Annotated in this window: 18 protein-coding genes; 10 read left to right on the top strand and 8 right to left on the bottom strand. The window is 62.9% G+C overall.

Annotated elements, in window-relative coordinates:
* Positions 1-102 precede the first annotated feature (102 nt).
* The 5 genes from M5B44_RS22560 to M5B44_RS22540 form a co-directional block, all read right to left on the bottom strand.
* Entirely contained in the window at positions 103-801 is a 699-nt protein-coding gene (locus M5B44_RS22560) for an OmpW/AlkL family protein (RefSeq protein WP_114885812.1), read from the bottom strand.
* A gap of 158 nt (positions 802-959) precedes the next feature.
* Positions 960-1,478 carry a DUF3299 domain-containing protein gene (locus M5B44_RS22555; RefSeq protein WP_248740540.1) on the bottom strand — a complete coding sequence of 173 codons (519 nt, stop codon included), beginning with the start codon at positions 1,476-1,478 and terminating at the stop codon, positions 960-962.
* Positions 1,479-1,489: 11 nt separating this feature from the next.
* Positions 1,490-2,755, bottom strand: coding sequence for an ABC transporter permease (locus M5B44_RS22550; protein ID WP_064599744.1), 1,266 nt, complete (start codon positions 2,753-2,755; stop codon positions 1,490-1,492).
* Position 2,756: 1 nt separating this feature from the next.
* Positions 2,757-3,467, bottom strand: a complete 711-nt coding sequence (locus M5B44_RS22545; protein WP_134828252.1) for an ABC transporter ATP-binding protein — start codon at positions 3,465-3,467, stop codon at positions 2,757-2,759.
* 15 nt (positions 3,468-3,482) lie between these two features.
* Entirely contained in the window at positions 3,483-4,085 is a 603-nt protein-coding gene (locus M5B44_RS22540) for a DUF2796 domain-containing protein (protein ID WP_248740539.1), read from the bottom strand.
* Positions 4,086-4,219: 134 nt separating this feature from the next.
* Here M5B44_RS22540 and M5B44_RS22535 point away from each other — a divergent pair, with 134 nt between their 5' ends.
* Entirely contained in the window at positions 4,220-4,576 is a 357-nt protein-coding gene (locus M5B44_RS22535; protein WP_248740538.1) for a hypothetical protein, read from the top strand.
* A 4-nt stretch (positions 4,577-4,580) separates the two neighbouring features.
* Here M5B44_RS22535 and trxA read toward each other — a convergent pair whose 3' ends face one another.
* Genes trxA through M5B44_RS22520 form a run of 3 tightly spaced genes read right to left on the bottom strand, consistent with a single transcriptional unit; the run spans position 4,581 to position 6,610 of the window.
* Positions 4,581-5,453, bottom strand: a complete 873-nt coding sequence (gene trxA, locus M5B44_RS22530) for a thioredoxin (RefSeq protein ID WP_102620873.1) — start codon at positions 5,451-5,453, stop codon at positions 4,581-4,583.
* Positions 5,454-5,492: 39 nt separating this feature from the next.
* On the bottom strand, positions 5,493-6,149 hold the full coding sequence (locus M5B44_RS22525) for a class I SAM-dependent methyltransferase (RefSeq protein ID WP_248740537.1): 657 nt from the start codon (positions 6,147-6,149) through the stop codon (positions 5,493-5,495).
* Positions 6,146-6,610 (bottom strand): hypothetical protein, encoded by a 465-nt coding sequence (locus M5B44_RS22520; RefSeq protein ID WP_065259544.1) that lies wholly within the window; start codon positions 6,608-6,610, stop codon positions 6,146-6,148. The genes M5B44_RS22525 and M5B44_RS22520 overlap by 4 nt, the downstream gene beginning before the upstream one ends.
* A gap of 128 nt (positions 6,611-6,738) precedes the next feature.
* Between M5B44_RS22520 and nrdR the strand changes: the two genes are divergently transcribed.
* The 9 genes from nrdR (at position 6,739) to M5B44_RS22475 (ending at position 13,462) form a co-directional block, all read left to right on the top strand.
* Positions 6,739-7,203 carry a transcriptional regulator NrdR gene (gene nrdR / locus M5B44_RS22515; protein ID WP_003228656.1) on the top strand — a complete coding sequence of 155 codons (465 nt, stop codon included), beginning with the start codon at positions 6,739-6,741 and terminating at the stop codon, positions 7,201-7,203.
* Positions 7,200-8,333, top strand: coding sequence for a bifunctional diaminohydroxyphosphoribosylaminopyrimidine deaminase/5-amino-6-(5-phosphoribosylamino)uracil reductase RibD (ribD, locus tag M5B44_RS22510; RefSeq protein WP_248740536.1), 1,134 nt, complete (start codon positions 7,200-7,202; stop codon positions 8,331-8,333). The genes nrdR and ribD overlap by 4 nt, the downstream gene beginning before the upstream one ends.
* Positions 8,334-8,380: 47 nt before the next feature.
* Positions 8,381-9,043 carry a riboflavin synthase gene (locus M5B44_RS22505; protein ID WP_248740535.1) on the top strand — a complete coding sequence of 221 codons (663 nt, stop codon included), beginning with the start codon at positions 8,381-8,383 and terminating at the stop codon, positions 9,041-9,043.
* 16 nt (positions 9,044-9,059) lie between these two features.
* Positions 9,060-10,151, top strand: a complete 1,092-nt coding sequence (gene ribBA / locus M5B44_RS22500; RefSeq protein WP_065259547.1) for a bifunctional 3,4-dihydroxy-2-butanone-4-phosphate synthase/GTP cyclohydrolase II — start codon at positions 9,060-9,062, stop codon at positions 10,149-10,151.
* Positions 10,152-10,242: 91 nt separating this feature from the next.
* The gene (gene ribE / locus M5B44_RS22495; RefSeq protein ID WP_003228649.1) at positions 10,243-10,719 is read left to right on the top strand and encodes a 6,7-dimethyl-8-ribityllumazine synthase; all 477 of its coding nucleotides are present in this window, start codon (positions 10,243-10,245) and stop codon (positions 10,717-10,719) included.
* The gene (gene nusB / locus M5B44_RS22490) at positions 10,716-11,216 is read left to right on the top strand and encodes a transcription antitermination factor NusB (RefSeq protein ID WP_085712321.1); all 501 of its coding nucleotides are present in this window, start codon (positions 10,716-10,718) and stop codon (positions 11,214-11,216) included. The genes ribE and nusB overlap by 4 nt, the downstream gene beginning before the upstream one ends.
* Positions 11,217-11,233: 17 nt before the next feature.
* Positions 11,234-12,199, top strand: coding sequence for a thiamine-phosphate kinase (gene thiL / locus M5B44_RS22485; protein ID WP_248740534.1), 966 nt, complete (start codon positions 11,234-11,236; stop codon positions 12,197-12,199).
* Positions 12,196-12,699, top strand: coding sequence for a phosphatidylglycerophosphatase A (locus M5B44_RS22480; protein ID WP_065259550.1), 504 nt, complete (start codon positions 12,196-12,198; stop codon positions 12,697-12,699). Before thiL ends, M5B44_RS22480 begins: the two co-directional genes overlap by 4 nt.
* A 28-nt stretch (positions 12,700-12,727) precedes the next feature.
* Positions 12,728-13,462: a substrate-binding periplasmic protein gene (locus tag M5B44_RS22475; protein WP_248740533.1), complete on the top strand. Its 735-nt coding sequence runs from the start codon at positions 12,728-12,730 to the stop codon at positions 13,460-13,462.
* Positions 13,463-13,499 lie beyond the last annotated feature (37 nt).

The raw sequence follows: 13,499 nt of genomic DNA, 5'->3' as shown, positions 1-13,499 counted from the left end.
GGAGCTTGCTCCCCGGTCGATTGCGTAACATCGCCGTCAGTTCTGAGTCTGCCCGCCACCAAGCCTCATTCACCACCACGTGAACGTTCTTTGATTGCTCGCTTAGAACTTGTAGCCCAGACCGACCATGTACACAAATGGATCGACGTCGACATTCACTTTGGCGCGAGTGCCCGGAGCCACGGCGTTGTTCTCGACGGTGGCGCGGGTGTCGATGTCGATGTAGCGCACCTGGGCGTTGAGCATGATGTTGTCGGTCAGCATGTAGTCGGCGCCGACCTGCCAGGCCAGGCCCCAGGAGTTTTTCGCCTTGAAGTTGCTGAAGCCGTTGGACTGGGCTTCGCTGCCGACGTGCTCGTCGTAGATCCAGGTGTAGTTGATGCCGCCGCCGATGTATGGCTGGAACGCCGACTTCGAATCCAGCGGGTAGTAGACGACGCTCAGGGTCGGCGGCAGGTGTTTCAGGGTGCCGAGCTTGCCGTTGGCGGCCGGCAGGGCAGTACCCTTGATCTTCACGTCATGCTCGAACGGCGATGCGGCCAACAGCTCGATACCGATGTTGTTGGTCAGCATGTAGGCGAAGTTCAGACCCAGTTGGGTGTCGCTGCTCATGGTCGCCTTGCCGCCCAGGTTGGTGCCGCTCAGCGGACCCTGATCGACCTTGACGCTGGAGCTGTCGGCCTTCGGGTTGACGGTGATCGCACCGGCACGAACGATGATGTCGCCGGCTTCGTGGGCGTGGGCGAGCGGGGCTGCGAGCGCGAGGGCAAACAGCGAAGCGCTGAGCAAGGACTTGTTCATGGAAGCTCCCAAAGGACGTTAAAAATGTTTGATGTCCTATGGTACGAATCCGTCTGATACGGTCTTTTGACTCAGCTCAATGAAACAGTGATGGGCGGGTTTTTTGTGGAACCTTTGCTCGCGAAGCCGAATTGGCGGGCTATAACTGATTGCCGGAATTACTCCGGCAGCTCATAGACGTAAATCTTGTCCGCATCCATCTGATAGCCGGCATCCGCCAGCTCGCTGGTAGACGGTTTGACCTGCAACGGCCCTTCGACCCAGTACGGCTGATACAGCTCGTCGAGTTTCACGCCGACTTCGCTTTTTACATGCACGATCTGGTTCGATGGCGGTGGCGGCACGTGGATGCAGGCACCGAAATACGGTACCAGCAGGAAGTCCGTTGTACGGCCTTCCTCGCTGACTTCCAGCGGCACGATGTAGCCCGGCAGGCGGATGTTCTGCCCGTCGAGGCTCTGCACTACCGGGGCGTTGGGCATGTCCTGTTTCGCCGCTGGCGCGGATTCGGCGGACAGTGCATCGCTCATCTTCGACAGGTCATGCAGCGGTGTCATGTTCGGCACCTCGGGCGCCGCGTCCGGCGGGATCATCTCCGACCAGGTCAGGTCTTTCAGCGCCGCTGCCCACACGGGTAGGGCGACCAGCATCAGCAGCGCAAGGACAGCGCGGGGCATGGTGAACATCCTCATAAACGGATCGACAGGCCATCGGCCAATGATTGGCGATACGCGCGCCAGGCCGGCACGCTGCCCATCAGCAGCGCGGCAGCCAGAATGCCACCGAGCAGCGTCCATTCATACTCGCTTGGCCATGCCAGCGGCAGATACAACCCGTAATTGGCCTGCACATACCCTTGAGCGGCGGCGATGCCGATGTACAGCAACGCCAGCCCGGCGATCACCCCGGTCAGTGCCAGGGCAAAGGCTTCCAGCACCAGCAGGCTTGCGATGTGCCACGGCCGCGCACCGACCGAACGTAGAATCGCCATCTCGCGACGACGTTCGTTGAGGCTGGTGAGAATCGCCGTGAGCATGCCGATCAACCCGGTCAGCACCACGAACAGCGAGACCACGAACAACGCTTTTTCAGCGGTGCTCATCAGGCTCCACAGTTCCTGCAAGGCCACGCCCGGCAGGATCGCCAGCATCGGCTCGCCACGGAATTCGTTGATCTCCCGTTGCAGCGCGAAGGTGGAAATCTTGCTATTGAGGCCAAGCATGAACGCGGTGATCGCTTGCGGCGTCAGGTCCATGTTGCGCGCCTGATCGGCGCTGATCCGCCCGTTGCCACGGGCCGGCACACCGTTGTGCCAGTCGATGTGGATCGCCTCCATGCCGCCGAGGCTGATGTGCAACGTGCGGTCCACCGGGGTGCCGGTGCGCTTGAGAATGCCGACCACGGTGAACGGTTTGTCATCGTGCTTGACCAGACTGATCGCCGCCACGCCGTGGGCCAGTACCAGTTTGTCGCCGAGTTTGTAATGCAGCGCCTCGGCCACTTCGGCACCGAGCACCACCTCAAACGGATCGGTAGCGAAGGCGCGGCCGTCGGCCAGTTCCAGGTGCTGCTGACGACCGTACTGGTAATGCTCGAAATAGGCTTCGGTGGTGCCCATCACCCTGTAGCCGCGATGGGAGTCGCCGAGGGACATCGGGATCGCCCACTTCACCTTCGGGTTGCTGGCGAAGTGTTCGAAGCTGTCCCAACGGATGTTGTTGGTGGCGTTGCCGATGCGGAACACCGAATACAGCAGCAGGTTCACCGAACCGGAACGGGCGCCGACGATCAGGTCGGTGCCGCTGATGGTGCTGGCGAAACTGGCCTTGGCTTCGGTGCGCACCCGTTCCACCGCCAGCAGCAGGCAGACGGAGAGGGCGATGGCGAACGCGGTGAGCAGAGCGGTGAAGCGGCGGTTGGCGAGGCTGGCCATGGCCAGACGGAACAGATACATCTCAGACCTCGGCAGACGTGGCGGCGCGATTGAGTTCGGCCAGGGACAGGTGACGGTCGAACAGCGGCGCCAGGCTCTGGTCGTGGCTGACGAACAACAGGCTCGAACCGGCCTCGCGGCACTCGGCGAACAACAGGCGAATGAAGTTTTCCCGGGCGTCGTAGTCCAGCGCCGAGGTCGGTTCGTCGGCGATCACCAGTTCTGGCTGACCGATCAATGCTCGCGCGGCGGCGACCCGTTGCTGCTGACCGATCGACAGCGAATCGGCGCGGCGTCCGAGAATGCCTTCGTCCTTCAGACCCAAGTGGGCGAGCAGGGTGGCGGCGGCCTGATCGACACTCCCATGACGTTGCTTCGCACGGTCGGCCCGCAGCTTCGAAAAGTGGCAGGGCAGCTCGACGTTTTCGCGCACCGAGAGAAACGGCAGCAGGTTGAACTGCTGAAAGATGTAGCCGGTGTGATCGACGCGAAAACGGTCGCGAGCGCCGGCACCCAGTTCGGTCAGTTCCTGGCCGAGCAGGCGAATGCTGCCGCGACCGGGCTTCTGCACCCCGCCGAGCAGGCCGAGCAGGGTGGTCTTGCCGCTGCCGCTGGGGCCCTTGAGGAACAGGGTTTCACCCGGTTCCAGACGAAACGCCGGGATGTCCAGCAGCGGCGGGTGACCGGGCCAGTTGAAGCCGAGGTCGGACAGTTCGATGAGTGCGTGGGTCATGGTGCCGGTTCGTGATCAGAATTTCAGGGCGGCGGATTTGGCCGTCACTTCCGTGCCTTGCTGGCCGTTCGGGCTGATCAGTTGTACCTGAATTTTCTGGGTCGCCGGGAAGGTATTGAAAATGTTCGCCAGATCCAGGGTAGTCAAGGCGCCCGGTGCTGCGCAGGTGAACTGGTAGTGAGCGTGGATTTCGCTGTGGTCGTGGTGATGCGCTTCACCGCCCTTGGCGTCTTCGTCGTGGTCATCGTCGTCGTGATCGTCGGCATCCGGCTTGTCACCGAACAGCGGGCTTTCCAGTTTCTGACTGGCGACTTTGCAACCGGCGGCGGCCGGCAGGCTGAACAGCGCCAATGGTTTTTCCAGCTGTGTACGGGCGGCAGCGACCTTGGCCTTGTCCGCATCGCTGGTGGCGACGTGTTCGAAACCGACCAGGTTCATCGCCGGGCTTTCCAGCTCCAGCTCCAGGGTTTGGCCGTCGAGCGCCGCGTTCAGGCGACCGACGCCATGCTCGTGGGCACCGAGGCTGCCATGTTCGTGATCATGATCGTGCTCATCGGCGGCCTGGGCGATGGCCAGCGGCAACAGGGCAAACGGCAAAGCGAGCAGCAGACGACGCATGGCGGACTCCGGGAAGTAAAGTGAAGAGTTTGTTATGTAATCTTATAACGAAAGTGCGCAGAGTTTGCCCGCCCGCTTGGCGTTACACAAGTCCCGTGGGAGCATGCAGGTCAGAAATGTGCGGGAGCGAAGTTATGTTGCGGATACGCGGAACCGTCGGTGAGTTGCCGGTGGATTTGACCCTGGAACTGGATGAAAGCGACTGGGCGAGGTTCGGTGCGAAGTTTGGCGTGCAGGTGCAAACGGCCCAGCCGCAAGCCGCCGCAGCGCCTGTGGCGAAGCCGGTCAATCAGGATGACGCGTTGTGGCAGGTCGCCAGGGATTTGCTGCGCAAGGCCGGGCAACTCAGCGGGCCGGAGCTGCTGGATCAGCTCGAAGGACTGACCGGCAGCGCGGCGGCGGGCAAGCGCTTGCTGGTGCGCCTGCGCCATTCATCCGACGTGAAAGTCATGAGCGGCGGGGATACACCGCTCTACAGCTGGATCGAGTAAGCGCTTAGTACAGCGCCGCAAACACCTTGCGCCGGTAAGCGGTCACCAGCGGGTGATCGTTGCCCAGCAGTTCGAACACTTGCAGCAAGGTCTTGTGCGGCAGGCCTTCACCGTAGCTGCGGTTGCGGATGAACAGCTTGAGCAGGGCGTCCAGCGCCGCTTCGTATTGCTGGCGGGCCAGTTGCTGGATCGCCAGTTGATACACCGCTTCATCGTCCTGCGGGTTTTGCGCCAGACGGCTTTTCAGGTCGGCGGCGTCCGGCAGGTCACGGGCCAGGCCGAGGAACTTGATCTGCGCCTTGGCACCGGCCAGTGCAGCCTTGTGTTCGTCGCTCTTGACCGCGTCGAGCACGGTTTGCGCTTCACCCAGTTCACCGCGTTCGGTCAGGCAACGGGCATACAGGATCAGCGCCTTGGCGTTGGTGTTGTCTTCGTTGAGCATCACCACCAGAGCGGCTTCGGCATCGGCGTAACGGCCTTCGTCGAACAGCGCCTGGGCTTGCTCGAACGGATCAGCCGCTGCCGGCGGTGGCATTTTTACGTGAGGTTCAAGCAGGGCGCGCACGGCAGACTCTGGCTGGGCCCCGGCAAAACCGTCCACCGGTTGACCGTCCTTGAACAGCACCACGGTCGGCAGGCTGCGGATACCGAAGCGGGCGACGATGTCCTGCTCGACGTCGCAGTCGACCTTGGCCAGCAGCAACTCGCCCTGATAGCTCTCGGCGATGCCTTGCAGCATCGGCATCAGCGCCTTGCACGGCGCACACCATTCGGCCCAGAAATCCACCAGCACCGGTTTTTGAAAGGAGGCCTCGATCACCGACTGGTCGAAGTCGGCCGTCGTGGCGTCGAAGATGTACGGCGTTTGCTGACTCATGGGGTATCTCGTAAAAGCGTGAATGGGGCAACTATACGGTCAGGCGCGGGCCGCGTGGTAGAGGCTGACATGGCGAAACTCTTCGGGCTCGGCCAGATCCGGCAGGGTCATGGCTTCGAGCATTTCGATGCGCCGGTACAGCGGATGACGGAAATCCCTGACCCGTGAATCCGCCACCAATGCTTCGCGGCCGCGACTGAGAAAGGCGTCGAGCAGCGGCAGGTTCTCGCGGTCGTACAGGACGTCGGCCACCAGGATCAGATCGAAGCGATCCGCCTCGGCGAAGAAGTCCGTGGAATAGCTCATCTGCACGTCATTGAGTTCGGCGTTGGCCCGGCACGCGGCAATCGCCAGCGGATCGAGGTCGCAGGCCACCACTTCCAGCGCGCCGGCCTTCACGGCAGCAATCCCGGCGATCCCGGAACCGGCGCCGAAATCCAGTACGCGCTTGCCGCGCACCCACTCGGGAAATTCCGCCAGATAGCGTGCCATCGCCAGACCACTGGCCCAGCAGAAACTCCAGTACGGCGGCTCGTGCAGGATCCGCCGGGTTTCGTCCGGGCTAAATTCCCGGGCCATGTTGTCGCCGTCGATCAGCCACAGCTGCAAATCGGTATCCGGCAACGCACAGGCTTTCAGTCGGGCATCGCCGAGCAACTCGCCCAGCGACTGTTGCAGGTCCAGCGGTGCATTCATGGCGCTTTTACAAATTGCAGCTGGCCCAGGGCCTGGGTGGTCGGCTGGCTGATGGTCTGCGACGGCAGGTGCAGGATCAGCTGGCCGGACTGTGTGGCGCGGCCACGCAGTTCGACCCGCGCCCCGACCGGGAAGGCATCAGGATTGAAGCGCAGGCGAAACGGCAGAACCTGGTTGTTGCCGATCAGGCTGGAGCTGGCGAGCAATTGTTGCGGGCGACCTTTCTCGTCGATCACCAGCAGCGCCAGTTCGACTTCGGCGCCCGCCGGCACGCCTTGCAGGGTGCCGCTCAGTTCACGTTGATACGCAGGCAGCGGGCCGAGGTCGGCTGCTTCTTTGGCCTTTTTCTGCGCCTGTTGCGGTGCCGGGCCCGGTGTTGGCGGCTGCGGCTTGGGCGCGTCGCTGCCACAGGCCACCAGCAGGCTGAAAACACTGAGCAAAACGAGCGGTCGTAACGACATTGGTGGCTCCGTCAAAATGAAATCCATGGATCAAACGATCATGGCAGTCTGTATACCGCAAAGCCTATGGCTTGTCTTGCCACCGGGATGCGCTACCATGGCCCTCCCTTTTTTTGTTGCCAGCCACCATGCACTGTCCCTTCTGCGGTGCCAACGACACCAAGGTCATCGACTCGCGTCTGGTCGCCGAGGGCGAACAGGTGCGCCGCCGGCGTGAATGCCTGGCCTGCGGCGAACGTTTCACGACGTTCGAGACGGCCGAACTGGTGTTGCCGCGCCTGATCAAAACCGACGGCAGCCGCCAACCGTTCGACGAAGAAAAACTCCGCGCCGGCATGCAGCGCGCCCTGGAGAAACGTCCGGTGAGCGTCGAGCGTCTCGAGTCCTCGCTGGTGCACATCAAACACAAGCTGCGCGCCACCGGCGAACGCGAGGTCAAATCCCTCGTGGTCGGCGAACTGGTGATGGCCGAGCTGCAAAAGCTCGATGAAGTCGCCTACATCCGTTTCGCTTCCGTGTACCGCCGCTTCCAGGACCTCAACGAGTTCCGCGAAGAGATCGACCGTCTCGCCCGTGAACCGGTGAAAGAATGACCACCGCCGCCGAACAGGCCATCCTCGACGCCCACTTCATGGCCCGGGCCCTGGAGCTGGCGCGCAAAGGGCACTACACGACGCACCCCAATCCACGGGTCGGCTGCGTGATCGTGCGCGACGGGCAGATTGTCGGCGAAGGCTGGCATGAGCGCGCCGGCGAACCCCACGCCGAAGTCCACGCCCTGCGCGCCGCCGGTGAACTGGCCCGGGGCGCGACCGCTTACGTCACCCTTGAACCTTGCAGCCACCACGGCCGTACACCGCCCTGCGCCGATGCGCTGGTGAATGCCGGTGTCGGTCGGGTGGTCGCGGCGATGCGCGATCCGAATCCGCAAGTCGCCGGACGCGGTCTGCAGCGTCTGGCCGATGCCGGCATCGCCACCGAAAGCGGTGTGCTGGAAGCCGAAGCGCGCAAGCTCAATCAAGGTTTTTTGAAGCGCATGGAACACGGCTTGCCGTTCGTGCGGGTCAAATTGGCCATGAGCCTCGACGGTCGCACCGCGATGGAAAGCGGCGAGAGCCAATGGATCACCGGCCCTGCCGCGCGTTCGGCGGTGCAGCGTCTGCGCGCCCAGGCCAGCGTGGTACTGACCGGCGCCGACACGGTGCTGGCTGATGGCGCACGCCTGACCGTGCGCGGCGATGAGCTGGGGCTGGATGCCGAACAAACCGCGCTGGCCCTGAGCCGTCCACCGCTGCGGGTGCTGATCGACGGACGCCTGCGAGTGCCGCTGGATGCGCCGTTCTTCAAGGCCGGCCCGGCGCTGGTCGCCACTTGCGTGGCCATCGAAGAACAGTACGCCCACGGCCCGGAATGCCTGATCGTGCCGGGCGATGACGGTCAGGTCGATCTGCATCAATTGCTGATCGAGCTGGCCAACCGTGGCGTCAACGAAGTGCTGGTCGAGGCCGGCCCGCGACTGGCCGGCGCGTTTGCCCGGCTTGGTCTGGTCGACGAGTTCGTTATCTTCATCGCCGGCAAGTTCCTCGGCTCCACGGCGCGTCCGCTTCTGGACTGGCCGCTAGCCTATATGAAGGATGCGCCGGAGCTGAAAATCACTGAAATTCGCGCGGTTGGCGATGACTGGCGAGTCACTGCAATCCCTGTCTCATCGGCGAGCGTATAATTCCCGGCCATCGCGTTAGCGCTGGCTTCGTTCTCAAGGAGAACCCCATGTTTACCGGCATCATCGAATCCATCGGCAGTATCCGCGCACTGACCCCAAAGGGCGGTGATGTGCGGGTGCATGTCGCAACCGGCAAGCTCGACCTGAGCGACGTCAAACTCGGCGACAGCATCGCGGTCAACGGCGTGTGCCTGACCGCCGTGGAGCTGCCGGGCGACGGCTTTGCCGCCGACGTCAGTCGCGAAACCCTCGACTGCACCGCCATGAATGACCTGAAAAGCGGCAGCCCGGTCAACCTGGAAAAAGCCCTGACCCCGACCACCCGTCTCGGCGGGCATCTGGTCAGCGGTCACGTCGACGGTGTCGGCGAAGTGGTCTCGCGCAGCGACAATGCCCGCGCCGTGGAATTTCGCATTCGCGCGCCGAAAGAGCTGGCCAAGTACATCGCCCATAAAGGCTCGATCACCGTCGACGGCACCAGCCTGACCGTGAACGCGGTCGATGGCGCCGAATTCCTGCTGACGATCATTCCGCACACTTTGAGCGAAACCATCATGGCGTCCTACAAGCCAGGTCGTCGGGTGAACCTGGAAGTCGACTTGCTGGCGCGTTATCTCGAGCGTCTGCTGTTGGGCGACAAGGCTGCAGAGCCGACGTCCGGTGGCATCACTGAAAGCTTTCTGGCCGCCAACGGCTACCTCAAATCCTGACTGAAGGGGGTGCCTTGTGGCGCTCAATAGCATCGAAGAACTGGTTGAAGACATCCGCCAAGGCAAGATGGTCATCCTCATGGATGACGAAGACCGCGAGAACGAAGGCGACCTGATCATGGCCGCCGAATGCTGCAAGGCCGAGCACATCAACTTCATGGCCAAGCACGCCCGTGGCCTGATCTGCATGCCGATGAGCCGCGAGCGCTGCGAAACCCTGAAGCTGCCGCTGATGGCGCCACGCAACGGTTCCGGCTTCGGCACCAAGTTCACCGTGTCGATCGAAGCGGCCGAAGGCGTGACCACCGGCATTTCCGCTGCCGACCGCGCGCGCACCGTGCAAGCGGCTGCGGCGAAAGACGCGAAAGCCGAAGACATCGTCAGCCCGGGCCACATCTTCCCGCTGATGGCCCAGGCCGGTGGCACCCTGGCTCGCGCCGGCCACACCGAAGCCGCCTGCGACCTGGCGCGCATGGCCGGTTTCGAGCCGAGCGGCGTGATCTGCGAAGTGATGAACGACGACGGCACCATGTCCCGTCGCGCCGAACTGGAAGCTTTCGCGGCCGAACACAACATCAAGATCGGCACCATCGCCGACCTGATTCACTACCGGATGATCCACGAACGTACCGTTCAGCGGATTGCCGAGCAGCCACTGGACAGCGAACTGGGCCAATTCAACCTGGTGACCTATCGTGATTCCGTGGAAGGCGACGTGCACATGGCACTGACCCTGGGCACCGTTTGCGCCGAAGAGCCGACCCTGGTTCGCGTGCACAACATGGACCCGCTGCGCGACCTGCTGATGGTCAAGCAGCCGGGCCGCTGGAGCCTGCGCGCCGCCATGGCTGCGGTCGCAGAGGCCGGCAGCGGTGTGGTGCTGTTGCTCGGTCACCCGCTGGATGGCGACGTGCTGCTGGCGCACATCCGCGAAACCGGCGATCAGGCGGCGGTGAAAAAACCGACCACCTACAGCATCGTCGGTGCCGGTTCGCAGATCCTGCGTGACCTCGGTGTACGCAAAATGCGCCTGATGTCGGCACCGATGAAGTTCAATGCGATATCCGGTTTCGATCTGGAAGTTGTAGAATACGTGCCCTCCGAATAATGACCGGTTGTTTCCGGACCCGAATTCGCGGCAAATAAATCACTGAGGGACGCGAAACAGACGCGTCCCGGCTCTTTAAGAGATCTGACGAATGACCCTGAAGACCATCGAAGGTACCTTCATCGCCCCTAAAGGCCGCTACGCTTTGGTAGTGGGCCGTTTCAACAGCTTCGTGGTTGAAAGCCTGGTCAGCGGTGCAGTTGATGCCCTGGTTCGCCACGGCGTGAGCGAAAGCGACATCACCATCATCCGCGCACCTGGCGCCTTCGAAATCCCGCTGGTTGCGCAAAAAGTCGCCCAGAAAGGCGAGTTCGCAGCAATCATCGCCCTGGGCGCGGTCATTCGTGGCGGCACTCCGCACTTCGAATACGTGGCGGGCGAATGCACCAAGGGCCTGGCCCAGGTGTCCATGGAATTCGGCGTACCGGTCGCTTTCGGCGTCCTGACCGTTGATTCCATCGAGCAAGCCATCGAACGTTCCGGCACCAAGGCCGGCAACAAAGGTGCTGAAGCTGCCCTGTCCGCTCTGGAAATGGTCAGCCTGCTGGCGCAGTTGGAGGCCAAGTGATTAGCGACGATAGCGATCGTTTCAACCCGCGCGATCCGAAACCTGCGGATGCCGGCAAGCCATCGAAAAGCGCCAAGCGCCGCGAAGCCCGTCAGCTCGCGACTCAGGCCCTGTATCAATGGCACATGGCCAAGGCTTCGCTGAACGAGATCGAAGCGCAGTTCCGGGTCGATAACGATTTCACCGATGTCGACGGCGCGTATTTCCGCGAAATCCTCCACGGGGTTCCGGCCAACCGCACCGAAATCGACACCGCGCTCAAGCCTTGCCTGGACCTGGCGATCGAAGAGCTGGACCCGGTTGAACTGGCGGTTCTGCGCCTGTCCACCTGGGAACTGCTCAAGCGCGTCGACGTGCCGTACCGCGTTGTGATCAACGAAGGTATCGAACTGGCCAAGGTCTTCGGTTCCACCGACGGCCACAAGTTCGTCAACGGCGTGCTCGACAAGCTGGCACCACGCCTGCGTGAAGCTGAAGTGAAGGCGTTCAAGCGCTAAAACGCGCTTGATACCTCATGGGCGAGTTTGAGCTGATCCGCAATTTCTTCGCCGCCGCGCCTTGTGCGCAGGGCGGCGAAGGCGTTGCACTGGGGATCGGCGACGACTGCGCCTTGCTGGCAGTTCCCTCCGGGGAACAGTTGGCGATCTCCACCGATACGCTGGTGGCCGGCGTGCATTTCGCCGATCCCTGCGATCCGTTTCTGCTCGGTCAGCGCTCGCTGGCCGTGGCGGTCAGCGACCTCGCTGCCATGGGCGCCACGCCCGTCGCCTTTACCCTTGCCCTGACTCTGCCGACGGTGACCGCCGATTGGCTGCAAGCCTATGCCCGCGGTTTGAACCGCATGGCGCAAAGCTGCAGTGTGGCGCTGGTCGGCGGCGACACGACGCGCGGGCCATTGAGCCTCACCGTCACCGTGTTCGGTCGTGTCCCGGCCGGCCAGGCCCTGACCCGCAGCGGCGCGCAGCCCGGCGACTTGCTGTGTGTCGGCGGTGAGCTGGGCAATGCCGCCGGGGCCTTGCCGCTGGTGCTTGGCCAGCGTGACGCCGAGCCGCACATCGCCCAGCCGCTGCTCGATCATTACTGGTCGCCGCAACCACAGCTCGCCCTCGGTCAGGCCCTGCGGGGCAAGGCCACTTCGGCGCTGGATATCTCCGATGGCCTGCTCGCCGATTGCGGCCATATCGCTCTGGCTTCGAAGGTTCGCCTCGAAGTCGAACGCGAGCGCGTGCCGCTGTCGGACGCGCTGGTGGCGTTTCTTGGCCAGCGCGGTGCCGAGCGCGCGGCGTTGAGCGGTGGCGATGATTACGTGCTGGCCTTTACCTTGCCGTCCGTCGAATTGCCGGCGCTGCTGGCCGATGGCTGGCCGATCCACGTGATCGGGCGCGTGGCCGAGGGGCAGGGCGTGGTGCTGCTGGACCGCGAAGGGCATGACATCACCCCGCAAATCCGGGGTTATCAACATTTTCAGGAGTCACCGTGACAGATCACCCGAAACAGGTTCCCGGCGAATTCGTTCCGCCGTCGGTCTGGCGCAATCCCTGGCATTTCATTGCGTTCGGCTTCGGTTCGGGCACCTTGCCGAAAGCACCGGGCACGTGGGGCTCGTTAGTTGCGCTACCCTTTATTCCGTTGTGGCAGATGTTGCCCGACTGGGGCTACTGGCTGATGCTCGGGATCACCATGCTGTTCGGCTTCTGGCTGTGCGGCAAGGTGGCCGACGATCTGCGGGTGCACGATCACGAGGGCATCGTCTGGGACGAAATGGTCGGGATGTGGATCACCCTGTGGCTGGTGCCGGAAGGCTGGTACTGGTTGCTCGCCGGGTTCCTGATGTTCCGCTTCTTCGACATCCTCAAGCCGTGGCCGATCCGCTGGATCGACCGGCATGTGCATGGCGGCGTCGGCATCATGCTCGACGACGTGCTGGCGGGCGTGTTCGCCTGGCTGGCGATGCAGGGTCTGGTGTGGATTTTCGCCTGATTTCAAGGCGTGGATGAGGGACACAGGGATGGCTCGACGCTGGTTGGCGATACTGTTTTTTATCCTGCTGGGTGCGGTTGCCCATGCACAGGATGCGCCGCCGTCGGTCATTCACCTGGCCAGTGAAGACTGGGAAGACTACACCGCCGCCGATGGCCACGGCCTGGGCTGGGACGTCCTGCGCAAGGTGTTCGAACCGGCCGGCGTGACTCTGGATATCCGCACCGTGCCGTACACCCGCTCGGTGGGTCTGGTGCAGTTGAAGGAAGTCGACGCGCTGGTCGGCTCCTATCGCGGTGAGGCCGAGCAGGTTCTGTATCCCAAATGGAACTTCGATTCCGACCACATCTACGCGCTGGGCCTTGCCAGCAATCCGGCACCGACCGAGGCCACCCTCGGCAAGTACCGGCTGGCCTGGGTGCGGGGTTATCGATACGAGACCTACCTGCCGAACATCAAGCGCTACAACCAGATCGAACGCCGCACCGGGATTCTGTCGATGCTCAAGCAGGGGCGGGCGGATTACTACATCGACGCCCTGACGGAAATCGAAGCGGTGGTGAGAAATGCCGCCGACCCTTCGCAATACCGTTATTCGCATCTGGCGGAGTTGCCGCTGTACCTCGGCTTCGCCGACACCCCTCAGGCCCGTGCGCTGATGTCGATCTACGACCAGCGCATGGATCAACTGGTGAAAAGCGGCGAATTGAAGCCCATCTTCGAACGCTGGAAGCAGCCGTATCCGTTCGACCGGGGGCAATGACGGCAGGCCAGTCATCAAACTTTTTGATCGTTATGGC

Origin of the sequence: Pseudomonas sp. MWU12-2029, from assembly GCF_023242425.1 — a bacterium.
In the GTDB taxonomy this organism is placed as follows: Bacteria; Pseudomonadota; Gammaproteobacteria; order Pseudomonadales; family Pseudomonadaceae; genus Aquipseudomonas; species Aquipseudomonas kribbensis.
The sequence above is the reverse complement of the archived record's forward strand: the minus strand, read 5'-3'. Positions and strand labels throughout refer to the sequence as shown.